This window comes from Sphingomonas suaedae, assembly GCF_007833215.1.
In the GTDB taxonomy this organism is placed as follows: Bacteria; Pseudomonadota; Alphaproteobacteria; order Sphingomonadales; family Sphingomonadaceae; genus Sphingomonas; species Sphingomonas suaedae.
The window spans coordinates 2,920,516-2,945,751 of record NZ_CP042239.1 but is presented as its reverse complement, the minus strand read 5'-3'; the positions used below and the strand labels follow the sequence as shown (position 1 = coordinate 2,945,751).

The 25,236-nt window shown below is 63.1% G+C and carries 19 protein-coding genes and 1 pseudogene; 5 read left to right on the top strand and 15 right to left on the bottom strand.

The window, feature by feature from the left end:
- Window positions 1-7 precede the first annotated feature (7 nt).
- The 7 genes from FPZ54_RS13865 to FPZ54_RS13835 form a co-directional block, all read right to left on the bottom strand.
- A complete protein-coding gene (locus FPZ54_RS13865; protein WP_145848122.1) occupies window positions 8-652 on the bottom strand; it encodes a hypothetical protein in 645 nt (214 codons plus the stop codon).
- A 277-nt stretch (window positions 653-929) separates the two neighbouring features.
- Entirely contained in the window at window positions 930-1,463 is a 534-nt protein-coding gene (locus FPZ54_RS13860; protein WP_145848120.1) for a hypothetical protein, read from the bottom strand.
- A 176-nt stretch (window positions 1,464-1,639) separates the two neighbouring features.
- Window positions 1,640-1,876 (bottom strand): hypothetical protein, encoded by a 237-nt coding sequence (locus FPZ54_RS13855; protein WP_145848118.1) that lies wholly within the window; start codon window positions 1,874-1,876, stop codon window positions 1,640-1,642.
- An 871-nt stretch (window positions 1,877-2,747) separates the two neighbouring features.
- Entirely contained in the window at window positions 2,748-3,989 is a 1,242-nt protein-coding gene (locus tag FPZ54_RS13850; protein WP_145848116.1) for a GGDEF domain-containing protein, read from the bottom strand.
- A 232-nt stretch (window positions 3,990-4,221) separates the two neighbouring features.
- On the bottom strand, window positions 4,222-5,328 hold the full coding sequence (locus FPZ54_RS13845) for a tetratricopeptide repeat protein (protein WP_145848114.1): 1,107 nt from the start codon (window positions 5,326-5,328) through the stop codon (window positions 4,222-4,224).
- 161 nt (window positions 5,329-5,489) lie between these two features.
- Window positions 5,490-7,226 carry a vWA domain-containing protein gene (locus FPZ54_RS13840; protein ID WP_145848112.1) on the bottom strand — a complete coding sequence of 579 codons (1,737 nt, stop codon included), beginning with the start codon at window positions 7,224-7,226 and terminating at the stop codon, window positions 5,490-5,492.
- A 93-nt stretch (window positions 7,227-7,319) separates the two neighbouring features.
- A complete protein-coding gene (locus FPZ54_RS13835) occupies window positions 7,320-7,850 on the bottom strand; it encodes an RNA polymerase sigma factor (protein WP_239019587.1) in 531 nt (176 codons plus the stop codon).
- Window positions 7,851-8,129: 279 nt separating this feature from the next.
- Between FPZ54_RS13835 and FPZ54_RS20230 the strand changes: the two are divergent.
- Window positions 8,130-8,273: pseudogene (locus tag FPZ54_RS20230) on the top strand (integrase core domain-containing protein); the annotation flags it as partial.
- Window positions 8,274-8,450: 177 nt separating this feature from the next.
- Here the strand turns inward: FPZ54_RS20230 and FPZ54_RS13825 are convergent.
- From FPZ54_RS13825 to FPZ54_RS13800, 6 genes are read right to left on the bottom strand one after another with little or no spacing between them, the layout of a single operon-like run.
- Entirely contained in the window at window positions 8,451-9,053 is a 603-nt protein-coding gene (locus FPZ54_RS13825; protein WP_145848107.1) for a CDP-alcohol phosphatidyltransferase family protein, read from the bottom strand.
- Window positions 9,054-9,061: 8 nt separating this feature from the next.
- Window positions 9,062-10,333, bottom strand: a complete 1,272-nt coding sequence (locus tag FPZ54_RS13820) for a NupC/NupG family nucleoside CNT transporter (protein ID WP_186456775.1) — start codon at window positions 10,331-10,333, stop codon at window positions 9,062-9,064.
- Window positions 10,334-10,348: 15 nt separating this feature from the next.
- On the bottom strand, window positions 10,349-13,387 hold the full coding sequence (locus FPZ54_RS13815) for a TonB-dependent receptor (RefSeq protein WP_239019586.1): 3,039 nt from the start codon (window positions 13,385-13,387) through the stop codon (window positions 10,349-10,351).
- Between the two features lie 13 nt (window positions 13,388-13,400).
- Window positions 13,401-14,096 (bottom strand): DUF3047 domain-containing protein, encoded by a 696-nt coding sequence (locus FPZ54_RS13810; protein ID WP_145848105.1) that lies wholly within the window; start codon window positions 14,094-14,096, stop codon window positions 13,401-13,403.
- Window positions 14,093-16,222, bottom strand: coding sequence for an FAD-dependent oxidoreductase (locus FPZ54_RS13805; protein ID WP_145848102.1), 2,130 nt, complete (start codon window positions 16,220-16,222; stop codon window positions 14,093-14,095). The genes FPZ54_RS13810 and FPZ54_RS13805 overlap by 4 nt, the downstream gene beginning before the upstream one ends.
- Window positions 16,219-16,671 (bottom strand): hypothetical protein, encoded by a 453-nt coding sequence (locus FPZ54_RS13800; protein WP_145848101.1) that lies wholly within the window; start codon window positions 16,669-16,671, stop codon window positions 16,219-16,221. Before FPZ54_RS13800 ends, FPZ54_RS13805 begins: the two co-directional genes overlap by 4 nt.
- A 336-nt stretch (window positions 16,672-17,007) precedes the next feature.
- Between FPZ54_RS13800 and msrA the strand changes: the two genes are divergently transcribed.
- Window positions 17,008-17,613 (top strand): peptide-methionine (S)-S-oxide reductase MsrA, encoded by a 606-nt coding sequence (msrA, locus tag FPZ54_RS13795; RefSeq protein ID WP_222428313.1) that lies wholly within the window; start codon window positions 17,008-17,010, stop codon window positions 17,611-17,613.
- Window positions 17,614-17,619: 6 nt separating this feature from the next.
- Here msrA and FPZ54_RS13790 read toward each other — a convergent pair whose 3' ends face one another.
- Window positions 17,620-18,651 carry an NAD(P)/FAD-dependent oxidoreductase gene (locus tag FPZ54_RS13790; protein ID WP_145848097.1) on the bottom strand — a complete coding sequence of 344 codons (1,032 nt, stop codon included), beginning with the start codon at window positions 18,649-18,651 and terminating at the stop codon, window positions 17,620-17,622.
- A 478-nt stretch (window positions 18,652-19,129) separates the two neighbouring features.
- On the opposite strand from FPZ54_RS13790, the gene FPZ54_RS13785 reads away from it, so the two are divergent.
- Window positions 19,130-20,104, top strand: coding sequence for an alpha/beta fold hydrolase (locus tag FPZ54_RS13785; RefSeq protein WP_145848095.1), 975 nt, complete (start codon window positions 19,130-19,132; stop codon window positions 20,102-20,104).
- A 285-nt stretch (window positions 20,105-20,389) separates the two neighbouring features.
- On the opposite strand, the gene FPZ54_RS13780 is transcribed toward FPZ54_RS13785, so the two are convergent.
- Window positions 20,390-20,647, bottom strand: coding sequence for a hypothetical protein (locus tag FPZ54_RS13780; RefSeq protein WP_186456774.1), 258 nt, complete (start codon window positions 20,645-20,647; stop codon window positions 20,390-20,392).
- A gap of 165 nt (window positions 20,648-20,812) precedes the next feature.
- Here FPZ54_RS13780 and FPZ54_RS13775 point away from each other — a divergent pair, with 165 nt between their 5' ends.
- Window positions 20,813-21,964, top strand: a complete 1,152-nt coding sequence (locus tag FPZ54_RS13775) for an efflux RND transporter periplasmic adaptor subunit (RefSeq protein ID WP_145848091.1) — start codon at window positions 20,813-20,815, stop codon at window positions 21,962-21,964.
- A gap of 3 nt (window positions 21,965-21,967) precedes the next feature.
- Complete coding sequence (locus FPZ54_RS13770; RefSeq protein ID WP_145848089.1) at window positions 21,968-25,192, top strand: efflux RND transporter permease subunit; 3,225 nt, start codon at window positions 21,968-21,970, stop codon at window positions 25,190-25,192.
- Window positions 25,193-25,236: the final 44 nt, after the last annotated feature.

The window sequence follows — 25,236 nt, the reverse complement described above, 5'->3', positions numbered from 1 at the left end:
ACCACCTTTATTCACCACCTGCCGGCCTCCAGGGGCCCTCGATGGCTGGCATGACCTGGAAATAGGCATGCTCGTGGTCATCCGACACGCGCCCTCCCCATTTGATGCCTTCGCTGTAGCTAATCAGAAAGATTTGCTGGCCCGTTTCGAAGACAATCGCCCGTACCAGGCCGTGACTGGGCCGCGGCGCGCCGCACGTAACGCCGCTCTTCGACGGGCGCCATTCTGCGCAGCGTATGTCCCCACCCTGTTTTTCGTCGCGGAATGTGAGAGCCATGCGCGCGCGCGCCGGATCGATATAGCCGCTCAATGGCGAGAACTTACGCCCGGTGCTGAGTTCGATGTTGATCCAGAACATTCGCGCGGGCGGGCGCAAATTCGCGGTCACCAGATCGGGCTTGCCGTCGCCGTCGATATCCGCATGCAGCGTTACAGTCTGTGTTACCGAGCGGGTCGATTGCTGCGCCATCGCCAGCCCCGGCGTTATCATAGCCGTTGCTGTCGTAAGAAACCATCCGGCGGCTTTCAGCAGGCGTCGTGTCCGATGCATTTCTTCCTCCGCAAGTTCACCGAGATGGGCATAGTTGGAACGGCGCGGATCCAGCCACCCGCCGTTCGCCAAAGCCATATCTTCTGAATTGAACAACGACATCGCCGACCCCCTCCTAGCGTTACGCCTGTTCGCGTGACGCGACCGCTGCGAGTTTCCCCGGCAGCTCTATGAAACATCTCATTCACACAATCGAAGATCAAGATGATAAATCGTATATAACAGATTGAGATAGTTAAGGTACTGCAGGATCTTCTAGGCCGCCGCCCAACGCGCAGATGCGCAGCAGGTCGGCGAGAGGTATTAATCTAGCTGGACACGAGCAACGGCGAGGGAATAGCGCCGTAGCGCGTGCAATCCGGATCGGGTGCGTGTCGCTTTAGTTGCCAGCGAATTCGATCATGTTGCCTTCGATCGCCGACATGACCTTAAAATAGGCAAGTTCGTGATCGGGAGGCGAGCCATCCAGGTGGCGATTGGTTTCGGTGTAGTAAATCAGGAACATCTGCGGGCCGGTGTCGAAGGCGATCAGACGATAGGGTCCGGCGTCTGTTCCCCCCGCGCCGCAGCTTGCGCCGAATTTGGTCGGGCGCCATTCGGCACAGCGAATATCTCCCCTCTGGCCGCCGCGATAACTAAGCGAAATACGAGCGCGTCTTGGATCGATATACCCGCTCAACGGCCTGAACTCCCGCCCGGTGCTCAGCTTGATATGGACCCAGTACATCCTTTGAGCAGGCCGCAGATAGGCTGTGATTCTGTCCGGTCGGCCATCGAGGTCAAGATCGGCCTCAATGGAAACCTCCTTGGGAGACGCTGGCTTGCCCTGCTGTGCAGATGCCGTTCCGTGTCCCAGCGCAAGCGCGCAAAGAAATAAGGAAACTAGCGGTCTAGCTTGCTTAAGCTGACGCATAAATTCGGTTCCTCAAATTGAAAAAGGGCTGATTGCCTTCAGCGCCTTTCCCTCGTTGAAATGCGATCGCCGTATGCGACCTGTCGCCTTTCGGCGCCATTACTCCTCTAGGCACCACGAGTTCAGGATACGAAAGAGACATCCAGGCGCCACCCGCCAGGTCCCTTTCAACCAACTCAGTCGTCGATCTGCAGGACGACCAAATCCACGAGATGACCCGGCCGATCGGCACAGACATGCTCTAAGTGAATCGCGTAGCCGTCGCCTTCGTTCGCCCGAACGCGGCGCACCAGATTCTGAAACGAAGCAATGTCTGCGTCACGGTCGCTGGCCGGACTGAGCGAAGCGCCCCCCTCCGTCCGCTTGAAAACGAAATTTCCGCCGTCCTCAACGAGCTCATCGATAAACGCCAACACCGATTCCCTTCCGACCCTGTTTCAGACGGGCTGGCGGCCTTGTCCAGTGGCGTGATGGGCACTTGGTACCGGAGTTCATGCTTATCCTGCTGAGATGGCGCATCGCAATCTGCGCACGATCACGGACCATTGGCGCGAAAATTGATGACCGATCCACGTGGCAAGCAGGTGGCGATCGACCCTTGCGCTTACTCGAAAGACGGTGCGGCCGGATGACTGCACAACCGGTCGCTGATGTCAGGGCCGTCCCAATCCCTAAAGCTGGCAAGCATGTGTGGCAGGGGTGGCATTCGACGGTCGACGGCCGGTTGAGATCGCTGCAAGCGAAGATCGCCCGTGCTTACTTTCGACGAAAATGGATATGGCGGCTGCTTTTGTCCCGGGGTTGGCGCCGTCCGCCTCCGCCGCACGGACGATGCCCCGCCGGTCGCTAGTGGAGTCACAACTCGCCTCCTTTCCGGCATGCGCTTCACCCTTCGGAGCGGGGCGGCACGCTGGCGATTCTGCCCGACAGCCGCTTTCGCCTGACCCCGCCCTGCGGTGTCACCGCTGGGCGCTGGCGTGCTGTCCCACGTGAGCGGGACGGCGCCGTTGGCTTTGGCGGAAAGGCCACCGAGTCCTGCGACCGCAATCCCGCCGCGCGGCCCCTGCAGCGCGCGTTTCTCGGCAATGTCGACGTGGCAATCGGGCCAATCGCGACATTGCCCTGTTCGTCGGCCGCTTCGGCGCCGTGCGCGCCCGGTTGGAGCGCTGAGTGACGTAGGCCTTCAGTAATTTAGTACCTTTCGAGCATCCGTCGGCGGGGACAGTTGTTCGAACCCCAGTCCAGCTGGGAGCAGCGAAGCGCGGATGGGGCACTAGTGGATGGTCACGTCCTCTGTCCGGGGCGGCGCGCGCGGGGAGCCAGGCTTGCAAATTTGGAGCTGGCCTGCCCCGCGTGCTGCGCCACCTCGACATTGTCGATATGCTCGCGGTACCGAAGCCCGACGCCTTTCCCCGCTCCTTTTGCGGCATAGAGCGCCTCGTCGGAGCGGAGCCGCAGATCAACCGTCGTCGTTGCATCCTCGGGCGTGCAGGCGAAACCAATGCTCGCGCCGATGCGCACGACCGCTCCGCTGCCCAGTTCATAGGGCCGATGCGAAATTGCTACGATCAAGCTTTCCACGGATGCACGCACTTCGGCAGGTGCGACGTTGCGCATTACCACCATGAATTCATCGCCCCCCATTCGCCCCAGCAGGTGGTCGCCCGAGAGTCCTGCCTCGATGCGTTGCGCCACCTGGATCAGGAGGAGGTCACCGGCGCCATGGCCATGGCTGTCATTGACCTGCTTGAAGCCATCGAGGTCGATCGCGAGAAGGGCCATCGTGCGCTCATTGTCAGGCACGATCTCGCTGAGAGCCGCGTCCATGCCTTGCCGATTGAGAACGCCGGTGAGCGAGTCATGTTGCGCAAGGCGGAGGTTCCGGGCCTCAGCGGCGAGCGACCGCAGCATCGTCCGGTGAAAGGTTATAATAATCTGCGTGGCACCGAGGAGAAACGCTGGCGTGATAAGGAGGATGATTGCCAGCCAAGGCTCGCGAGACGCGAGAGCACCGGCGACGAACGGCAGATCGCACAGGAGAATGAGCAGGAAGGCGAACCGGGGCGCCGCGTAGTTGCGCGCGCAAATAGGACCGAGCAGTGCCATTACGAGCGTGGCCGACAGCACGCGCAGCACCGGATCGTCGTCCGACATGATCACAAATGCGGAGGCGCCTTGCAGCAAGCACCAAAGAGCGGAAAGAAGTACCGATGTGTCGATGGTCGGCACATGTGCGGTATCTACCTTGAGATTGCGCTCGCGACGCTTCCAGTCGGTAAAGCGCCAGACGATCAGCGCACATTCCAGACCCACCAGGATTCCATAGACGGAGTGGCCACTGCGCAGCAGCGCCGCCGTCACGACGACGATTGCGCAAAACGATCCCATAATCGCGGCGGCCGGCGCACTGAGCAGTTGCCCAAGCAGGAACGACCGTCCGGCGTCGTTGACCTCGCCCGCAGGCTCGAACAACCACCGAACGGATATAGCGCCGGGGCCGAGTTTACCGCGCGTCGCGGTGTCCATCGCAACCGTTCCTAAAGACCTCAGACTTAACCGTTAATCGCCTAAGCAATCATTAATCGGTCCAGGGGTCAGTTCGGGCCGCTGCTTGTCATCGCTCATTATCGTCCGAAAAAATGCCGCGCCGGAACGAGCACGACGCCCGGCGTCGACCCAGTCCCGCACGCACGTTCACCACCGTCTGCGGTTCGCGACGTGTAATAACTGACTGTATTCCCGCCCTGCTCAGTAAAGGTCAGCGGATCACGACGCGGTAGCCGGGATCGAGCGCGAGCGCTCGGCGCGCGTCGGCGCGCGCGCCGTTACCGTCACCGTTGCGCTCGCGTACCAAGCTGCGGTGATAGTAGGCGCGCGCCGACTTTGGCGAGAGCCGAACCGCCTTATTGAGATCGGCGAGCGCCCCGCGCATATCGCCACTGCGCTCGCGCGCGAGGCCACGATTAAGGTAAGCGAGAGAAGACTTACCGCTGATGTTCACCGCGCGGTCAAATGCGGCAGCCGCACCGCGCGCATCTCCTGCCCACGCCTGGATCAGCCCATCGGCGATCTGCGCGTCCGCCCTTCCCTTGTTTCCGGGCGCCGCAGGATCGACTGTCAGACGGCAGGCTGTGAGGCTGCGCGCAGGGTCTTCGATCGTACACGCATTCCAGTCGCCACGCTTTGTCCCAGCCCGCGCTTTCAGCACGGGCTCCGGGGGCGGCGGCACCCGACGGGATGCTTCCCGTGTCCGCGCGCCGGTGACGATGATCCCTTCGCTATCAGGGAGGGCGCCGATATCCTCGGCGGCGACAGCGTCCGCACTCGCTCGCGGGGCACTCTGCGCGGACTGCGCAGGCGCGGGGGGTGGCGGGGGCGGGGGGGGAGCGTAGGCCGCTGGCGGCGGCGATGGTGCAGCTGCCTCGGTCGCGCGCGGCGCGACCGGCGTGGCGGCAACCTGTGGGACGCGCTCGAGCGTCGGCTCGGCGGTCGGCGCGGTCGGTACCGCTGCGGGTTTCGCCGGGGCGAACTCGCGCAGCGCTGGAGGGGGCGTATTTACGGATGCTGTCTGCTCTGCTTCTTCTGCCTGCTGGGATGCAGGGCTGCGCGGCAAAGGTGCCTCGCGATAGTCGCCCGAGTTCAACAAGGACACGGTCACCGCCCCGACCAGCGCCGCGGTGGTGAGTGCCGTGAGCTGCGGCCAGCGCCACCCGGATGGGCCCCGCGATGCCTTCGCGCGTGCGGGCGTCGGCGCCTCGGTCCCGTCGAACCGCGCCATCGCCTTCTCGATGGCAGCCCGCCGCTGCGCCGGCCGCGGCGGGGGCGCGTCGGGCAGCGCCCGCGACAGATCGTCATGCTCGCTCACGGGCCTGCCCCTGATACGGAGCTGCCGGGCAAGCACTCAAAGAGAGGGCGTAGCGAACGATGCATCTTCCAAAACCTATAGCCGCAATCGCAGCCAGCGCGAATGCGGCAAAGCGGCAAAAGCAAGTGCGGCGGCATCGCGCCGCCGCACCCCTCACCTCGTCAGCGCCTCATGCTTGCCATCGAAGCTGCCGTCTTCGCCTGGCGGACCATCTGGACGAACTCGGCGCGATAGCCGAAGGGGTCTTGCCCGCGCGCACCAGCAGCAATCCGCAGCACGTCATCATAGCTGGCGGCGCCGCTATATTTGCCGCCCCGCAGCAGTTCGGCGAACGCCGCCACGCCCACTGCAAAGCGCGCTTCCTGCGGCGCATCCTCAAGCCGCGCGAACTCGGCCGTGCGCCCGATCGGCGTGCTGATCAGGCGGCTCTTCGCCTCCTTGGGTAGTTTGTAGCGAATCTTGACGAAGCCATATTCCTGGGCACGCGCAGGAGTCTGCGGCGCAGGCCGGGCATAGCGCAGGTCACCATTGGCGCGCGGCCCGCCGACCGGCACGATCTCGTAGAGGGCGGTCACCGTCTGCCCCGACCCGACTTCCCCGGCATCGACGCGATCATTGTCGAAATCCTCGCGTGCCAACATCCGGGTCTCATACCCGATCAGGCGATATTCGGCGACGGCGGCAGGATTGAACTCGACCTGGATCTTGACGTCCTTGGCGATCGGAAACAGCGTCGAGCTCGCCTCGTCGACCAGCGTTTTTCGAGCCTCGGCGACGGTGTCGATATAGGCGGCCGCGCCGTTGCCGTTCTGCGCCAGCGTCTGCATCAGCGCGTCGTTGTAATTGCCCATTCCGAAACCGAGTACCGACAGGAACACTCCCTTCTCCCGCTCGCGCTCGACAAAACCCTTCAGCTCGTTCGGATTTGTGATGCCGACATTGAAGTCCCCGTCGGTCGCCAGGATCACGCGGTTGACGCCGCGCGGGTCGAGGTTCTGCTGCGCGAGCGCATAGGCCTGGCGAATGCCCTCGGCGCCCGCCGTGCCGCCCCGCGCGCCAAGGCGATCGAGCGCCGCGAGGATCCGGTCCTTCTGGCTGGCAGGCGTCGGCTCCAGCGCGGTGCCGGCGCTTCCGGCATAGGTGACGATCGCGACGCGATCCTTCCCATCGAGCTGCTCGAGCAGCATCGCCAGTGACTGTTTGACCAGCGGCAGCTTGTTGGGAGCGTTCATCGATCCGGAGGTGTCGATCAGGAAGACAAGGTTCGCGCGCGGTCGCGTGGCGGGCGCGACGTCATAACCGCGGATGCCGATCCGCACGACCTTGCGACCGGCGGTCCAGGGGCTCGGCATCACCGCGACATTGGTGCTGAACGGCTGGTCTGCCGAGCGGGGGGCGGCATAGTTGTAGGGGAAATAGTTGATCATCTCCTCGACCCGCACCGCAGCAGGCTGCGGCAGCACGTTCCGGGTCAACGAGGCGCGGACGAACGAATAGGACGCGGTATCGACATCGATCGAGAAGGTCGAGACCGGCTCCTCGCGCACGACCTTGAACGGATTCTGGGCGACCGCAGTGAACGTGTCGCGCCCGAAGTCCTGATACTGCGGAACCTGCCGCGGGTCGGGCGCATAGGCGAGGCCGGGCGCACGCGTCAGCGCCTGTACGGCAAGTGCCGGTGGCGGAGTCGGCGCGGCAACGCGTGCGCCCGGAAGGGTGCCGATATCCTCAGCCACGATGCTGTCAGCGCGCTCGCGGATGCGGGTACCGGTAACGACCATCTCCGCGGCGGCTGCCGGCGCGGCGGTCGCGGCGGGCTCCTCGACCGCCGGTCCGGCGCACGATGCCAGCAGTGCCGCGCCGACCGTGGCGGTGATGATTGGACGGGTACGGGACATGAACTTTCCCCTTGGATCAGCGCGGCAGAATTGCCCGCATGTTCCTTCGACGCGGCTCGCGCGCAAATCCTTGGATAGTTCGAGAAATAATCTTCAGCTCGCCGGTTCAGCCGCCAGCATGCGCCGCACTTCATGCATCCGCCACGATATGGTTGCCTCCGCGACGCCCAGTATGTCGGCCGCCTCGGCGTGGCTGAGCTGCTGCCCCACCACCAGCACGACGGCGTCGCGATAGGCGGGCTTCAGCCGGCTGACCGCGCTGCGCACCCACATCGCATCGTGCAGGTCGCGTCCGTCGGGCGCCTTGGCCAGCCCGGCCACCACTGCGAATCGCTCGGTTAGCCCGCGAAAACTACGCCGCCGCCGGTGCAGATCACGCACGGCATTGACGACGATGCCACAGAGCCAGGTGGTGAACTTCGCCTCGCCCCGAAAGCTGCTGATCTTCTCAACCAGCGCACAGCACACGTCCTGCGCAACATCCTCGGCGTCGGTGCGCGATCCGGTGAGCTGCCAGGCAAGGCCATGGATGCGATCATAATGGCGGTGCACCAATGCGGCGAACGCGTCGCGGTCCCCGGCTACTGCGGCAACCACCAGGAGCTCGTCAGGATCGTTCGTCAACCACGCCCCCGCGCACTCCCGGCAAAGCGTCGTTGCTGTAGCAGCATTGTGCGGCAGGCGTGATGGAATTCGCAGCTGTTGCTCGATGCCCGAAGTGTCCCGCGATCTCGGGTATGCGTCTTGCGGGGGCATCGTGGAGCCGCGCCGTGGCCGATACGGTTCGCGCAGTGGCCAACGGATCTGCAAATGGGTGGCTCAGCCGGATTGCGCCCCACAGGGGGGGACACATCAGCGAGACGGACTGCCTGGTCCGGCGCATTCTGTCGGCGCTTCGTCGGCGCTCGAGCCAAGATCGAGGCTCGGCGCCGGGACTATAATGAGAGGCGGCCTCACACATCGCTTGGCTGGCTGACACCGGTCGAACATGCTGCTGCCCCGGCCACGCAGGCCGCCGAATGGCCGCCCCACCCTTCGCCCGGATGATACACCGGGGGGCCTTCACAGCCTTACGCCCCGCAACCTACGTCCTTAGAGGGAATGGCAACGGGGCTGCGTTGGCCGTGAGCGCCTCACAAAAACGCTGCGGCGTCCGTGTAGGTCACGAGCTTCCATACTTGCTTGGCTTTAGCGGCGACCCTGCCGCATCATGATCGTCCGACCTCAGCGAAAAGATCTGGCCGCCAATAGCGTGCGTTGCAACACGGTCACGATGCAAAGGATCGCGAACCCTGTCGCGATCGCCGGGAATGCCCATGGCAGGATGCACATCGCAATGAATGCTGCGATCGTTTCGCCTCCTTCGGCGATGCCCGTTGAATAGAAAAAGCTCTTCTGGCCATGCGCGCTAGTCTGTTCGCCCCGCTCCTTGGCGATAACTGCAAAGGCAAGGAAGCTAACGCCCGTCACGACGAAGGTCGCGACCAAGACCAAGGCGTAGGGCAAATTCTCGCTTGCCGCGAAACCGAATCCGACCGGGACCGAGACGTAGAAGGCGAAATCCGCGACGATGTCGAGATAGCCGCCGAAATCGGTCGGCTTCCGGGCGCGCGCGACTGCGCCGTCCAGGCCATCGAACAGGCGGTTGAGGAGGATCAGCGCCAAGCCCCATCCGAACGCCCCCATTCCGATGACGACTGCCGCCGCCAGACCGATGCATAGCCCGATCAAGGTCAGCAGATTGGCCGACACCCCCAAAGCCGCCAACTCACGCCCCGCGCGGTTCAGTGGCGGATCAATGATCGGGCGGAGACGGGCGTCGAACATCGCGTGCCTCAGCCCAACGTGACCAGGCCGATGACGGCGCCTGTCATAGCCGTCGCGCAATTGCCGGCGACCCAGCTCTTCATCCCCAGCGCGGCAACTTCGGCGCGACGCGACGGGGCAAGCGTGCCGATGGTCGAGACGAGCAGGCCGATGCTGGCCAGATTGGCAAAGCCGCATAGCGCGTAGGTGACGATCAACTGACTGCGCGGATCGAAATTGTTCGACGGCAACGCTGCAAGTTCGAGATAGGCGACATATTCGTTGAAGATCGTCTTGGTCCCCATCAGCGCGCCGGCTTGGGGCGCCTGATCCCAGGGCACGCCCAGCGTCCACATCAGCGGGGCGAACATCCAGCCGAATACGCGCCCCACGGTGACCGGAGTACCATCGATCAACGGCAGGACGACGAGCATCTGGTCGACCAGCGCCACCAATGCGAAGATGACGATGATGATGCCGAGCACCGCTAGAAATAACTGCACCCCGTCCATCGTTCCGCGCACGATCGCGTCGATGCTGCTGTCATATTTCAGCGCGGGTTCGATGTCGTCGTCATCGGTGCCTGTATCGCTGTTGCCGGGCACCATCAGACGCGCGATTAGCAGGGCTGCGGGAAGCGAGATGATCGAGGCGGAGATCAGATGCCCCGTCGCATCGGGGACGGATTGCGACAGCGTCGCGGCATAGAGCACGAGCACCGCGCCTGATACTGTCGCCATCGATAGCACCATGATCGCGAACAATTCGCTGCGGCTCATGCGTGCGAAATAGGCGCGCACCACCAGCGGGCTTTCGACCACGCCTAGAAAGATATTGGCCCCGCCGCCCAGCCCGACCACACCGCTGACACCAAGGCTGCGCTGCAACAGCCAGGACAAGCCGCGCACGATGCGCGGAAGAATGCCCCAGTGCCACAGCAGTGCCGACAGTGCGGAAAACACGATGATCAGCGGAAGGATTTGAAACGCGATGACGACCGGAGCGGCCTGTCCGGGGGCAAGCGCAAAGGGTAACGGCGCGCCGCCGACATAGCCGAACATATAGCTCGACCCGACCAACGTTGCTTTTTCGATGGCGCTGACCGCTCCATTGGCCAAGGTGATGACACTCCAGACAAACGGTACCCGCACCAGTAGCAGCGCAAGGCCGATCTGGAGCAATAACGCCGCCCCGATCCAGCGCCACGAAGGTCGCCCGGCGCGGTCCTCCGACAAGCCCCAGGCGACCAGCAACAGCAATGCGATGCCGATCAAACCTTGAAATTGCTGGATGATCGCCAATCCGACTCCTTTCGATCAGAATTTGAACGCCGCGCCGAACTGGAACTGCCGGGGCGGTCCGGCATTGCGCTGAACAAAGGGCGCGCCCCCCCCGAACTGGACCTGGTTCGAGGTCGTCGCCGCGTTGGCGAAACCCGACTCGTTATTGGTGTTGAGGACATTGAAGACATCGGCGGAAAGCTCAACCCGCCCGAAAGCGATCGGCAGACCATAGCGCACTCCCAGATCGATGCTTGTCGACCAGGGCAGTCGCCCCGAATTGCGCGACGCGCCGGGGAAGCGATCCGAATTGCCGACGAAGTTTTCGCCGAACGACTGGCCATCGCCGTTCAGATCCTGTGTGCCGAAGATACTTGCGTCAGGGACCAAATTGATCGGCTGGCCCGACTGGAACAGCCCGGCGGCGGTTACGGTGAACCCGTCGAACGGATAGAGATAGCCGACCGCCGAGATCACATGCCGCCGGTCGTTCGCCGATGGGCTGTAATCGGCTGCGAAATTATTGGCGTCTGACGCGCGAAAGTTGATGTCGTCGGTATCGTTGGTCAGCTTGCCAAGCGTATAGACCAGAGTGAAGGCATAATCGTCGGCCCCGCGCGCCTTGTCCGCACGGAAATTGAGTGCGCGGTATAGGGACCGGCCTTCGGTTTCCGAAACCGTGATCTGACGCCCGCCGCCAGGCACCAGCCCGACCGGACGGGTGGCGTCGGCAGTTGCCTGGCCGCGGACCAGCCCCAGACTTTCCGCAAGCGCAAATCGCGCCGCATTGTCGGGCTGTGCGCGGAGCAATGCCAAGTTCGCATCGGTCAGCGCGGCGGCATTGGGGGTGAACGGCGCAGGCGCGTTCAGATCGCGCAGCCGAACCAAGTTGCGCGACCGGCTATAGATCGCATCGACGCCCAGCGTGATGGAATCGCTCAGCTGATATTGATAGCCCGCGCTCAATTGCAGGCTGTACGGATTGTCATAGCCATCGGGGTTCAGGATGCGGACTTCGTTGATTGTCGCGGTGTCGCGCAGCCCTTGCACCGCCTCTGGCGACGGACAGGCGCTGGCGGTGACACAGGGTACCGATACCGCGAGATTGCCGTCAAAGGTGAGCGGCGCGAGCGGCACCCCGGCGGGGATGATCCCCAACGATTGCAACTGGCCGAGCTGGCCTAAAAGGGCGGGTGCGGTGGTACTGCGCTGCAAGGCGTCGGAAATTACCGAATAGAGCAGCTTGCCGTGGAAAATTCCCGCTCCGAAGCGGATTGAGGATCGCGCATCGGGACGGAAATTGACGGCCAGCCGCGGCGCGACATTGTCGTAGTCGCCGCCCCCGCCCCCCAGCGCGGTCAGCGAATCATAGTCCCATCGCAGGCCCAGCGTCGCCGTCAGCGTCGGCGACAGCCGCCATTCGTCCTCGACATGGAAGGCCAGCTGGTTCTGGTCTCGCCCAAAGGTGGCGGGGCGCAGTTCGACGGCATAGTCAATGACCTGCGGGTTCAGTCCCAGCACGTCGCCTGTCGTGAGATCGAGGCCATGTCCAGCTTCGTTGAGGGTGGCAAGCTGTGCCGGGGTCAGCGCGACGACGTAATTACCGTCCGGGTTGCCCCCGCCCGCCAGCGCGAATCGCGAATGGATCAGGTCGGCACCGATGCTGATCCGGTGATCGCCGAACCGGCGCTGAACGCGTTGAACCGTCTGCCAGCTTTCCTCCAGATCGTCGAAGACGAAGCCCGAATGCCCGACCACGCCAATTGTCAGGCCGCTCTGGTCGCGGATCGCTACCTGTGGTCCTGGCCCGCCGCGCGCCTCGCCATAATCCCAGCGGAACCGGCTGAACTGGACGCTGCCGTCATAGCTCCACTCGGGGCCCGCATAACTGATTGAACCGGCGACGAGCGTGGAGAAGCGATCCTGAGTCGAGCCCGCCGAGGGAAAGGTGACGTTGCCGCCGCCCAACCCGCCGCCGGGCCGATCGATCGTCACCCGGCCCACATTGGCGCGCAACGTCGCAGTCCAGTCGTCCGAAAGCCGGTGGTCGAGGCGCAGCGAGCCGAGAATGAACTGATTGTTGCCGGTCACATTCTCAATCACGCCCAGCGCGGGTGCGTCGACGATCTGGATGTTGCGGTCACGCGTATATTCGAGGTTGGCGTAGAAGAAGGTACGGTCGCGCACGATCGGTCCACCGATCGCACCACCAGCCTGATAACGCTCGAAACTCTCACCCACCGGATTGCCGCTGAAATCGCGGCGGGGAAAGGCCGATGCTGCGTCAAGCGGGCGACCTGGGCGGACCAGCGTATACGCCTCTCCCTGCCATTCGTTGGAGCCCGATGGGGTGGTATAATTGACCAAGCCGTTCGGCGTGCGCCCATACAATACCGAGTAGCTATTTGCGATTACCGTGACTTCGCGTGTGAACCCCAGCGGCACCGGAAACTTGGGGCCACCCAGGAAATTTTCGTTATTGTCGAGGCCGTCGATCAGATAATTGGTCTCCAGCCCGTTGGCCCCGTTGATCGAAATGACAGGGGATTCGGGGAAAAAGCCTGTCGATGGCACGACATTTGGCAGCCGCACCAGCGCCCCGATCACGTCGCGCCCCTCGATCGGCAGGTCGCGTAGTTCGCGCTCGGTGAGCGATCCCGAAATCTCGGCATTGACGGTGTTGATGCCGGTCACCGTCCGGCTGGCGGTCACGACGATTGCGGCGGTGTCGGCGGGGGCCAATCGCAGTGTGATCGAACGGGTGTGGTTGGAACGCAAAGCGACCGGTGCGGACTGCGCGGGGGCAAAGGCGTCCGATCCGGCAAACGCGACGATATAGCCCCCTCCGGTCGGGAGGGGTTCGAGGCGAACCTGGCCGCGCGCATCCGTGCGCGCGCGCCGCAGGATCGAGCGGTCATCATCACGGATCGTCAAATCGGCATCGGTCACCGGCGCGCCGGTATCGGCATCCACGACCGCCACTTGGAGACCCGCCTGTTGAGCGAGTGCAGGCGCGCCGATCGTGATCGCCAGCACCGACGCGGCGGCGCACATTGCCCCACGATAGATCATCATCGCATCATCCTGTTCAAAAGGCACAAGGCTCGTCGCGTGCCACGAAATGCAGATCGGCAAAGGCTCCACGCGCTGTCGATCCGGTATTGTCGGTGTCCACTGCGACCGCAATTTGGATCGGTTTGCCCGGCACCTTTGGGAATGCCTTTGCAAAATCGGCGGCGACATTCGCACGCTCCGCCACCCAGCGACCGGCCCGGTTCGAGCCGGTTTCGGCCACGATCAGATGCGCGCGATCGGTATAGGCACTGCGCGCGCGCGTGCCGACCGGATTGCGATTGTCCCAGACATAATTGATCGCCGCATCGGGCACATCCGATCCGAACAATCGACGCGCAATACCGAGTTTGAACTTCGTGGCGCCGCTCATCGCCTCATCGGGAATGTCGAACGCAATATATACGCGAGCGGCGTAATCATCGCCCTTCTTGGTGCGCAGATCGGCGGCTGCGACCGGCGTCTCGATTCGCCAGCGCCAGCACAGGATCGGGGTCGCGTCGGGATTGACGGCAAGCGGGCGGGCGAGCAGCGCCATGCTCTTCTCGGCGACGCCTTCTATCGCGGTGACACCGTCGATCCGGACGATGCGGTAACGGGTCGGCGGCACCTTGTTACCGATGCGGACGATGCGCCACGGCGCAGGCGGCGTTCCTTCGGTCTGAAACTGGCCGACCCAGGCCTGGGTGGCGATGAACAGCGCCAAGATCATGTTCGCATCCAGTCATGATAGCGTTCGATCAGGCGCAAAACGCGTTCGGGCTTGCGCGCTTTCTTCCACTCGCCCGCGGCGTATTTGTTGGCCTCCGCCATCGTCGGATACGCCTTGATCGTACCGAGTATCTTGTTGAGGCCGATGCCATGCTTCATCGCCAGCACGAACTCCGCGATCATTTCACCGGCGTTGTGCGCGACGATGGTGGCCCCAAGGATGCGGTCCTTGCCGGGTTGGACCAGCAGTTTCACGAAACCCGCATTGGTGCCTTCGGCAACCGCCCGGTCGAGATGACTCAGGTCGTAGCGGACGACTTCATAAGCGATCCCCCCCTCTAGCGCCGACTGTTCATTGTGACCGACATGCGCGACTTCCGGGTCGGTGAAGGTCACCCAGGGCAGCACCGAATAATCCGCGCGAAAGGTGCGAAACCGGCCGAACAGCGCGTTGACCGCCGCAAACCACGCTTGGTGCGCGGCGAAATGGGTGAACTGATACGGCCCCGCGACATCCCCGACCGCGAATATATTGGGAAACCGGGTGCGCAAAAAATCGTCGACCTGAAGCGTCTTGCCGGTTTCGATGCCCAGCGTTTCAAGTCCGTATCCCTCGATCCGCGCCGTGCGCCCGACGGCCACGATCAGTTCGTCAAAAGGGACGGTGGTGTCATTGCCAAGCATCAGCGCCTTGCCCTCGATACGCTGCGCTTGTTCGCCCAGCCGCAGATCGACGCCGTCGGCGCGAAGCGCGTCGGCGATAAAGGCGGAAACTTCGGCATCCTCGCGCGGCAGGATGCGGGCGCCGCCCTCAACCTGCACGACATTGCTGCCAAGCCGCGCGAATGCGTGCGCCAGTTCACAACCGATCGGTCCGCCGCCGATCACCACCAGCCGATCAGGCACCGCCTCCCGTTCGTCCAGCGCATCCCATAATGTATCACTGGTCAGATACCCGCTCTCCTTGATGCCCGGAATATCCGGCACCTGCGGTTCTCCACCCGCCGCGATAACGATTGCACGCGCGGTCAGTCGTTCGCCGCCATCGATCGCCACTGTCCACGGATCGACGAGGGTGCCATGGCCTTGGCGCACGTCGACGCCCAATTCGGTATAGCGTTCGATGCTGTCGGCGGGTTCGATGATCCGGATCGCCTTACGTACGCGCGCCATCACACTGGCAAAGCGAACCGGCGTGTCGGCCGCGGTCAAACCATATGCATCGGCGTTGCGCATTTCGTGCGCCAGCCTCGCGGAACGGATCAGCGCCTTGGACGGGACACAGCCGGTGTTCAGACAATCGCCACCCATTCTGGCCTTTTCGATCAGCGTCACCTTGGCCTTCACCGTCGCGGCGATGTAGGCGGTGACGAGTCCGCCGGCGCCTGCGCCGATCACGATCAGATTTCGGTCGAAATGTTTGGGTTTGGTCCAACCGGCATAGACGTTGCGCCGTTTCCAGGCATCGATCGCCCATTTGGCAACCAGTGGAAACATACCGAGCAGGGCGAACGATCCGATCAGTGCGGGCGACAGGATGTCACCCGTCGATTCGATCGCGGCGAGTTGGGTGCCCGCATTCACGAAGACGATGGTGCCGGCCAGCATCCCGATCTGGCTGACGACGAAATAGGGAACGAGCCGCATCGACGTCAGCCCCATTGCGAGATTGACCAGGAAAAACGGAAAGATCGGGATCAGCCGCAACGTCAGTAGATAGAAATTGCCGTCCTTCGCCACGCCCGCGTCCACCGATCGTACCGCGCTCGGAAAGCGGGCCTTTACCCAGTCGCGCAACAGGTATCGGGCCGACAGGAACGCCAGTGCGGCACCGATTGCCGAGGCGAAGGAGACGATGACGGTGCCCATCATCAACCCGAAAACCGCCCCCGACGCCAGCGTCATGATCGCCGCCCCCGGCAGCGACAGCGCCGTCACGGCGACATAAGCAACGAAGAACCCGCCGATCACCAGCACCGGTTCGCGCGCCAGCAGGCCCGCGAGCGCACCTTGCTGTTCGCGCAGATAACCGATCGTCAGGAATCGGCCCAAATCGAAGAGGAAGAAAGCGACGATAGCGGCGACAATCAGCAGCAGCAGCGCGAACTTTCCGCCCGCGCCCTTCATCGCGCGGCACCACTGCGGCCAATGCCCCGGTCGAGCGACCAGCGATCGTCTTCACGAAACGCGATCAGCACGATCGCCGCCGCTGCTACAGCGATCGATGGAAAGAACAGGATCTGGCTATCTTCTCGCGACATCAGCCAGAGACCCATCGGGTCGAGCAGATAGCGCCAGATAATGAGGGCACCCGGCACGAGGATCAACGCCTGGAGCAAATAGGTAATGCGGCGGAACAGACCCAGCACGACCAGAAGACCGAGCAGGACTTCGGCCGCACCAAAGGCGACCTGGAACGTCTGAATGTTCAAAATGCCGGAATAATATTTGTCCGCAAGTCCTGGTCCGGTTGCAGGCGCGACCAGGCGCAATGCGCCCCACAACACCAGCAATGATCCGGTCCCGCTGCGTAGCGCCAGCAAGGAGCCGGCTTTGAGCGCGCCGCTATCATTCATCTCGAAATCCCCCTTGATGCAATGGCTGGGTCAACAACCGACCACCACTCACGTCTGATCGTGTGATGTGAGAATTGGCGAGCGGAACCCCGTAACGAAGGCACGCGAGCCAATCGGAAGCAGATCGAGCGCGTCTTCTCTTCGCAACCTAGTTCGCCTCCGAGCCGTAAAAGGTTACACTACAGATACCGGGACGGCCCTCCTGATTACGCCGAGCACCATTATCGTCGGCAATCCTGTAACCTTACGGCCGGTAGCAGCGAATTGGGTTCGACAGGGCAGTCCCCCCAACCGTTGCGCAGGGCGATGACATTTCTTCCAAAGGATCCTAATTCGATGCGCACCCCGACTGTAATTCTCGCCGTGGTCGGCATTGCGGCCTGTTCTGCTGCGACCCCCGATCAGGCACCGGCCCAGACACCGCAAAATCGCCAGGCGAACATGGTGATTGCGACGGGCTGTTTCTGGTGCACCGAATCCGATTTCGACAAGGTGCCCGGCGTGCTCGCCACGACGTCGGGCTATATCGGCGGCAACACGGCGAACCCGACCTACGAACAGGTGTCGGCAGGCGGCACGGGACATATCGAGGCGGTGCGCGTCATCTATGACCCGTCGCGGGTAAGCTATGCGACGCTTGCCCGGCACGCGCTGCGCACTTCCGATCCGACCGATGGCGGTGGCCAGTTCTGCGACCGCGGCGACCAGTATCGTCCGGCGATTTTTTTCGGCGACGCGTCCGAACGCAAGACTGCAGTGGCGGCCACCGCCGAAGCCGCAAAGGCGCTAGGCAAACCTATCGCAACCGACATCCTGCCGCGCACGCGCTTTTTTTCGGCGGAAGGCTATCACCAGAATTATTACACTAAGAATCCGCTTCGTTATCGCTATTACCGCCTGTCTTGCGGTCGGGATGCCCGCATCAAAGAACTTTGGGGCTGATTCCGATCATTGAAATCGGCGGACGAATGAACGGTCCAGGTGCCGCTTCAGGCGCAACATGGCGCGTCCTTGCCAAGCCAATGGGCCCCAGGTTGCATAACCGGTGCCGTCGCCCAGATCCATGATCGCCAGCCAGCGGCGCTGCGGCCGAAAAGGCCGAAGCGGTAGTCCGACAGCGACCGCAGCCAGATTATCGATGAGCACCGGTGCCTGACGAACTCCGAACACGCCTTGCCGCTGTATGGCACGCGGCTGAAAATCGGCGCAATCGCCCGCAGCGAATATTGCCGGATCGATCGTCGATTGCAGCGTCGCGGCAACCGCGGCCCCGCGACCGGCGTGCGTTGCGAGTTTTGCTGCGTCGATCAGGGTCGGAGCGCGTAACCCCGTTGCGGCAATCATCACGTCATGACCCGGCAACGCTGTGCCAAGGCAATGCAGCCTCAATCCCCGCCGGGAAAGCCGGACCAGGAGCGTTTGCCACGCCCGCATATCGTCCGCGCTCCGCGCTACCAGCGTCACACGCGGGACCGCGCCAATCCGTTCCGCAAGCCCCAGCAGCGCCGCTGCCACCTCGATACCGCTCGGACCAGCGCCGACAATCAAGACGCGCGGAAATTCGCGTCCCGATTCGATCCTGGCGCGTAATGCTGTTAGTCCGGAGAGCGGTTTGACCGGGCAAACATCCCCTCCGGTTACAGCGGCTCCGACCACGCTGCCGATGTTGAGCGAGAGAAGGTCGAACCGATGGCGGCTACCACTCGCCAGCGTCACGACACGATCGGTACGGTCGATTGCCGTCGCCATGCCCTCGACAAAGGCCAGCCCGCGCCGACGTGCCAGACTGGCGACATCGATCCTGTTCGCATCTGACGGCAACGCCCCCGAAAGTACCCCCGTGGCCAACCCGGAATAATCAAACCATCGCGGTGCGATCAGAACCGGATCGATCCCGGCCTCGCGCAACGTCTCCAGCCGTTCGGTCAGGAGCAGATGCGCGTGACCAGCGCCGAGAAGGATCAACCGCTTGTCCGCCATTCCATACTCATGCCGTTATCGCGCGCAGCCTATAGACCCATCTCACGAACTCAGTCTCTTTTTGACGCGACGCATATTCCCTCGGGACGGCCGGCTTAGAGCGTGTTCTGTTGAAAACGGGCGCCGGCGTTGTTTGGGACACCCCGCACTGCCCCGGCGACCGCACGAGAGATGCCAAGGGTAAGGGGATAGCGCATCATTACGGGCCCCGCACTCGAGCGATCGAACGCATTCTCAAGCCCATCTACGTCGCAGGCCGCAGTCCGCGCTCGAAATGAGACATTCGGAACTCAACTGCCCGGCAGCTTCTGCGCGCACCACGGATCCGGCAGTCTCATTGATGTAACCGACAAGCGTCCCCGGGCGAATACAGAGCCATGACCACATTTCTGATCTATCTGGGTGCTGCGTTCCCCAAAAGCTGTTTTTGGATCGCTCGCCGCGATAAACCTGACATTGGCTCGAGCGAGGACTTTTCATGATTTGCCGTGTGCGTGTTCACCTGAAAAATTGGCTGTTTAGCGTGGCGGCAGTTGCCACCTTATTAGCCAGCTTCACACCGGCGGCGTGGGCCGCTCAACAGGCGTCTTCCAATTCGACCACGACCTATCACAAGGTGCAAATCGACGGCGTCGGGGTTTTCTATCGCGAGGCCGGACCGAAAGGTGCGCCGACAATCGTCCTGCTGCATGGTTTTCCGACCTCGTCTCGCCAGTACGAAGCGCTGATCCCGCTACTGGCCACGCGATACCACGTCATCGCGCCGGATTATCCGGGCTTCGGACAAAGCGACGCACCTGACCCGTCCGCCTTTCCCTACACGTTCGATCGTTTGGCTGAGGTGATGAGTGACCTGTTGGAGCGCCTCAAGATCAACCGGTACAGCCTGTACATTCATGATTACGGCGCTCCGGTGGGTTTCCGGATGATGCTGGCGCATCCGGAGCGATTGGAAGCGCTAATAGCGCAGAACGGCAATGCTTATGAAGAAGGCTTGGGCAAGAAATGGCCCGGCATTGCTGAATTCTGGGATGATCCGAAAGGTCATCCGGAGATTCTTGAAGCCTTCTTGTCTTTCGAAACCACGATGCAACGTCATACAGCGGGCACATCGCATCCAGAGCGCTACAATCCGGAGGCCTGGAGCAACGAGTTTGCGCACCTTGCAAAACCCGGCCAACGCGCGATCCAGTCGGCGTTGCTCTACGATTATCGGACCAATGTCGCGGCCTACCCGCAGTGGCAGGCTTGGCTACGCGAAAATCAGCCGCCGACGCTGGTCGTATGGGGAGCCAATGACCCTTCCTTCATCGCTGCGGGCGGCACGGCATTCAAGCAAGACGTGCCTGACGCGGAAATACACTTGCTCGACGCGGGCCACTTTGCGCTCGACGAGAAAACCGATGAAATCGCGCGCCTAATCCTCGATTTTATGGCCAGGCATTCTGATTGAGCTTCGACAAGAAGGCCATTTGCTTATGTTGGCGCATTCCACGAAAGCATTTGCGGCAGAAATAATTTCGCCCCCCATAGCCGCCAACCCGGCGTTTACTGAAACATGGTTATTTGCTCACCGCCAAGCGAGCGGCAGCTTTCAAGCTGGCCACGAGCACACGGCGGTCATTGGGGCGCATTGCTGCGTCGCAGGTTTTGGGCGGTTTGTGAGGGTCAGCTTGTGGAAAACGGTATACGCAAAGCTGACACTCACGATTCAATCGCGCGACCGCGCTCTAGCGTTTCAATCACGCGCCGCTTGGGCTAAGTGGCGCCGATGCGACATCGGCTCCGCATTCTTGCCGCTTTTTTTCTGCTTGCCAGTCTGGTCAGTGGTGCGGTCGTGCATGCGGCCGAAACGGCGGGTGGGCGCGAAGTTAGCGGAGCCACCCAATGGCTCCATAGCGATGGTGATCATGATCAGGTGCCAGCTGATCGTGACGCCGGCTATCCGCATCACCACACGATCTGCCACGGCCACGACCTGGCGGCGCCGATGCACCTTGCTGCTGCACAGATGCATTCAGACGAAGCGGGAATGCTGCGCCTAGTCGCCGCTGCCGCGCCAAATCGCGGCCCGCCCGCTTCGCTGCTACGCCCTCCCATCGCCTGACGACGACTCTCCGCGCCCACCCGGCGCATTCGGTCATCTCAGGAGTTTCAAACCATGTTCCGTTTTCCCGCGGCGCTTTGCGTCGCGTCGCTTGTCGTCGGCTGTGGTTCGCCCGCACCCGAGACAGCACCCAATTCGCAGTCCGCCGAAACCCATGCCGATGGTGATGTCGCGCTGACGGCAGAACAGATCGCCGCTGCCCAAATTGCGCTTGTCCGACCGATAGGCGGCAGGTCCACGGAAGCCATCGAAGTATCGGCGATCATCGAGAGTGATCCCGATCGAACGCGTATCGTCGCTACCCCGGTCGCGGGTCGAATCGTTTCGCTGACCCGCAATCTGGGCGATGCCGTTGCGCGGGGACAGACGCTCGCCGTGATCGAAAGCCGCGAGGCCGCGTCGCTGCATGCCGAAATCGAGCGTACGCGCAGCCGCGCCGAGCTCGCCCGTGCCACGCTGAATCGCGATGAGGCGCTATACGCGCGCGGCTTCCGTCCGTTGCGCGAGGTGGAGATATCGCGTGCGGCCGCTCGCGAAGCGGATGTGGCGGTGCGGCTCGCCCGGCAGCAGGCGAGCGCGTCAGGCGTTCGCGGCGGCAGTCTCAATCGCATCGTCATTGCCGCACCGATCGCCGGCCATGTGATCGCACGCACGGCGATATTGGGGCAAAGCTTCACCGCCGATTCGGCGGAGACCGAGTTGTTTCGGATCGCTTCGCTGGACAAGCTGAGCGTCAATCTGATGCTACCTCCGGCCGAGGCAGCGCGGGTTCGCCGCGGTGGCAAGTTGGAGGTCGCCAGTGCCGGACGCCGTCAGCAAGCGACAGTACGCTTCGTTGCGCCCGCGCTCGACCCCGAAACGCGGCTGGTGCGGGTCATCGCGGACCTCGACAACCGATCGGGCCATTGGCGCGTCGGCGAACAGGTGCAGGCGCGGATCAGCGTCGGTGGCAACAGCGTGGACGCAGCCGGCAGCGCGATCTTGATGATCCCGGCGGCTGCCGTGCAGACCGTCGAGAATCGTTCGGTCGTGTTCGTGCGAACCGCTGACGGATTTCGAACAGCACCCGTCATGCTCGGTCGCCGTGATGGACAGATGGTCGCAGTGACGAAGGGCCTGACCGGCAACGAGACGATCGCCAGCGCCAACAGCTTCACCCTCAAGGCCGAACTCGGCAAGGGCGAAGCCGAACATGGCGGGCATTGAGCCATGATCGGACGAATCGTAACGCTCTCCGTCGAGCGGCGCTGGCTGGTGCTGCTCCTGACCGTCATCGTCGTCATCATCGGCGCCTTCGCCCTGGCGCGGCTGCCGATCGACGCGGTGCCCGACATCACCAATAACCAGGTGCAGATCAATGTCCGCGCGCCCGGCCTGTCGCCCGACCTGGTCGAAAAGCAGATCGCGTTCCCGATCGAAACCGCACTGGCCGGGACGCCGGGGCTTGAGGATACACGCTCGCTCAGTCGCAATGGCTTTGTCCAGGTGACGGCGGTGTTCACCGACGCGACCGATATCTATTTCGCGCGGCAACAGGTCTCCGAACGATTGCGCGCTGTCGAGGGCGACTTGCCAGACGGCGCAACCCCCGAGCTGGGACCGATCGCGACCGGGCTTGGCGAAGTCTATATGTGGACGGTCCGCATGGCGCATCGACCGGGGGACGATCATCCCGTCGGCCAGCCGGGCCTCCAGCCCGATCGCAGCTATATCACGCCAGAGGGCGAGCATCTGGTCAGCGATGCCGACAAGGCGACCTATCTGCGTACCGTGCAGGACTGGATCGTCGTACCCCTGCTCAAGCCGGTAGCGGGACTGGCGGGGGTCGATTCGATCGGCGGCTATGCAAAGCAATATCTTGTCGTCCCCGACCTCGAGAAGATGGCGACGATGCAGCTTACGATCGACGATCTGGCGCAGGCGATCCGCGAGAATAACCGCGGCATCGGCGCGGGAACGGTCGACCGCAATGGCGAAGGGCTGAGTGTTCGCTCCGATGCGCGGCTTTCGGGCATCGCCGATCTCGCCCGCATTCCCGTCGTCACGCGCGACGGCGTGCCCGTGCTGCTCGACCAGGTCGCCAGCGTGCGTCTTGGCCAGCAATTGCGGATGGGATCGGCGTCGGAGAATGGCGAGGAAGTCGTTGTCGGCACTGCGATCATGCGGATCGGCGAGAACAGCCGCGACGTCGCCTCCTCGGTTGCCGGTCAGCTTGCGGTGGTCAACGCATCGCTCCCTACCGACATCGTCATAGAGCCGGTGCTCGACCGCACCAAGCTGGTCAATGCGACGATCAGCACGGTTACGCGCAACCTGACCGAAGGCGCATTGCTGGTGATCGTCGTGTTATTCGCGTTGCTCGGCAATTTCCGCGCGGCGCTGATCGCGGCGCTGGTGATCCCGGTGACAATGCTGCTCACCGGCTTCGGTATGCTTCAGGCGGGCGTGTCGGCCAATTTGATGAGTCTTGGCGCACTCGATTTCGGACTGATCGTCGATGGCGCCGTCATCATCGTCGAAAACGCACTGCGCCGGATCGGGGAACGCCAGCATACCCAAAGCCGGACACTGACGCGCGACGAGCGGCTGGAAACCGTGGCAAGCGCCGCGCGTGAGATGATCCGCCCATCGGTGTTCGGTCAGGCGATCATCATCCTGGTGTATGTACCGCTGCTGATGCTGTCGGGGATCGAGGGCAAGACCTTCACCCCGATGGCGCTCACGGTGATCATCGCGCTGGCCGTCGCATTTCTGCTGTCGATCAGTTTTGTGCCCGCGGCCATCGCCATCTGGCTCAGCAAACCGGTTAACGAGAAAGAAGGCCGGATCATCAGCGCGCTAAAGCGCAGATACGCGCCGCTTCTCGACCGCGCGATGGGCGCACCGCGCGTTACCATCGGCGTCGCGCTGAGCGCGATGGCAACGGGCGCGCTGCTGTTTACGACGCTGGGGCAGGAATTTCTGCCGCAGCTCGACGAAGGCGATCTGACTGTGCAGGTGCTGCGCGTGCCGGGCACATCGATCGAACAGAGCCAGAAGATGCAGTCGCAACTCGAACGCGCTTTGGCGAAACTGCCCCAAATTCGCTTTGTATTCTCCAAGACAGGCACGGCGGAAGTCGCCTCCGATCCGATGCAACCCAATATCTCCGATACCTTCCTGATCCTGAAACCGCGCGAGGAATGGCCCGATCCGGGGCTCGCCAAGGCCGTGTTGATCGCGCAGGTGGAGGCCGAACTCGAACAACTGCCGGGGCAAGCCTATGAGATCAGCCAGCCGATCCAGATGCGGTTCAACGAACTGATCGCCGGTGTGCGCGGCGACGTCGCGGTCAAGATATTTGGCGACGAGCCTGTAGCGATGGCGGAAACCGCAGAGCGTGTCGCCGATATCCTTCGCACCACCACGGGCGCGGTCGATGTGCGGGTCGAGCAGACCGAAGGACTGCCGATGCTCGACATACGGCCCCGCCGAGACGCGATTGCACAGCTCGGCCTGTCGGCGGGGGCGGTGCAGGATGTCGTCGCCGCGGCCATTGGCGGGCGCGATACCGGCCTCATTTTCGAAGGCGACCGTCGTTTCCCGGTCACGATCCGGCTCGACGACAGCACGCGCAGCGATCCCGATATGCTCGCACGTGTGCCGGTGCCCCTGCCCTCGGGCGGCTTCGTTCCCCTGGCGAGCGTCGCCGATATCGGCGTGACTGAGGGCGCCAATCAGATCAGCCGCGAGAATGGCAAGCGGCGCATCGTCGTGCAGGCGAATGTGCGCGGACGCAATGTGGCGGGCGTGGTCTCCGATGCACAGGCACAGATCGCGGCCGACGTCAGGCTACCTGCCGGCATCTATCGCGAATGGGGCGGTCAGTTCGAGAACCTGGCCTCCGCGCGGGAGCGGCTGATGCTGGTGGTGCCCTTGTGCCTCGGCATGATCCTCCTCCTGCTTTACGGCGCGCTCGGCAATGTCCGCGATGTCGGCATCGTCTTTACCGGCGTGCCGCTCGCGCTGGTCGGTGGCGTTGTGGCACTGTGGTTGCGCGGCATGCCCTTTTCGATCTCCGCAGCGGCAGGATTCATCGCGCTGTCCGGCGTGGCAGTGCTCAATGGTCTGGTGATGTTGTCCTCGATCCAGGCGCTGGTGCGCGACGGCGCCGATCGCGCCACGGCAGGGCGAGAGGGTGCGCTGCTTCGTTTTCGCCCGGTCGCCATGACCGCGCTCGTCGCTTCGCTTGGCTTTGGTCCCATGGCGCTCGGCCATGGCGCTGGGGCGGAAGTACAGCAGCCGCTGGCAACCGTAGTAATTGGCGGCCTGATCTCGGCGACGCTGCTCACACTGGTTCTGCTACCCACCCTGTATACAAGGTTCGGACATGATGCTGGGGGGACTGGTGAGCATCGCAAATCGCAACGTTCGCCATACTTTGGCGTACAGTAAAACGGCGCGGCTTGGGCCGCCTCCTGACCGGCAGCTTTGCGGTG

What these genes read in the sequence shown, in the direction of transcription:
- FPZ54_RS13800 (WP_145848101.1), bottom strand. Translation starts at nt 16,671, where the DNA reads ATGAATGATAGCGGCGCGCTCAAAGCCGGCTCCTTGCTGGCGCTACGC.
- FPZ54_RS13815 (WP_239019586.1), bottom strand. Translation starts at nt 13,387, where the DNA reads ATGATGATCTATCGTGGGGCAATGTGCGCCGCCGCGTCGGTGCTGGCG.
- FPZ54_RS13860 (WP_145848120.1), bottom strand. Translation starts at nt 1,463, where the DNA reads ATGCGTCAGCTTAAGCAAGCTAGACCGCTAGTTTCCTTATTTCTTTGC.
- FPZ54_RS13770 (WP_145848089.1), top strand. Translation starts at nt 21,968, where the DNA reads ATGATCGGACGAATCGTAACGCTCTCCGTCGAGCGGCGCTGGCTGGTG.
- msrA (WP_222428313.1), top strand. Translation starts at nt 17,008, where the DNA reads ATGCGCACCCCGACTGTAATTCTCGCCGTGGTCGGCATTGCGGCCTGT.
- FPZ54_RS13850 (WP_145848116.1), bottom strand. Translation starts at nt 3,989, where the DNA reads ATGGACACCGCGACGCGCGGTAAACTCGGCCCCGGCGCTATATCCGTT.
- FPZ54_RS13825 (WP_145848107.1), bottom strand. Translation starts at nt 9,053, where the DNA reads ATGTTCGACGCCCGTCTCCGCCCGATCATTGATCCGCCACTGAACCGC.
- FPZ54_RS13775 (WP_145848091.1), top strand. Translation starts at nt 20,813, where the DNA reads ATGTTCCGTTTTCCCGCGGCGCTTTGCGTCGCGTCGCTTGTCGTCGGC.
- FPZ54_RS13865 (WP_145848122.1), bottom strand. Translation starts at nt 652, where the DNA reads ATGTCGTTGTTCAATTCAGAAGATATGGCTTTGGCGAACGGCGGGTGG.
- FPZ54_RS13785 (WP_145848095.1), top strand. Translation starts at nt 19,130, where the DNA reads ATGATTTGCCGTGTGCGTGTTCACCTGAAAAATTGGCTGTTTAGCGTG.
- FPZ54_RS13805 (WP_145848102.1), bottom strand. Translation starts at nt 16,222, where the DNA reads ATGAAGGGCGCGGGCGGAAAGTTCGCGCTGCTGCTGCTGATTGTCGCC.
- FPZ54_RS13810 (WP_145848105.1), bottom strand. Translation starts at nt 14,096, where the DNA reads ATGATCTTGGCGCTGTTCATCGCCACCCAGGCCTGGGTCGGCCAGTTT.
- FPZ54_RS13840 (WP_145848112.1), bottom strand. Translation starts at nt 7,226, where the DNA reads ATGTCCCGTACCCGTCCAATCATCACCGCCACGGTCGGCGCGGCACTG.
- FPZ54_RS13790 (WP_145848097.1), bottom strand. Translation starts at nt 18,651, where the DNA reads ATGGCGGACAAGCGGTTGATCCTTCTCGGCGCTGGTCACGCGCATCTG.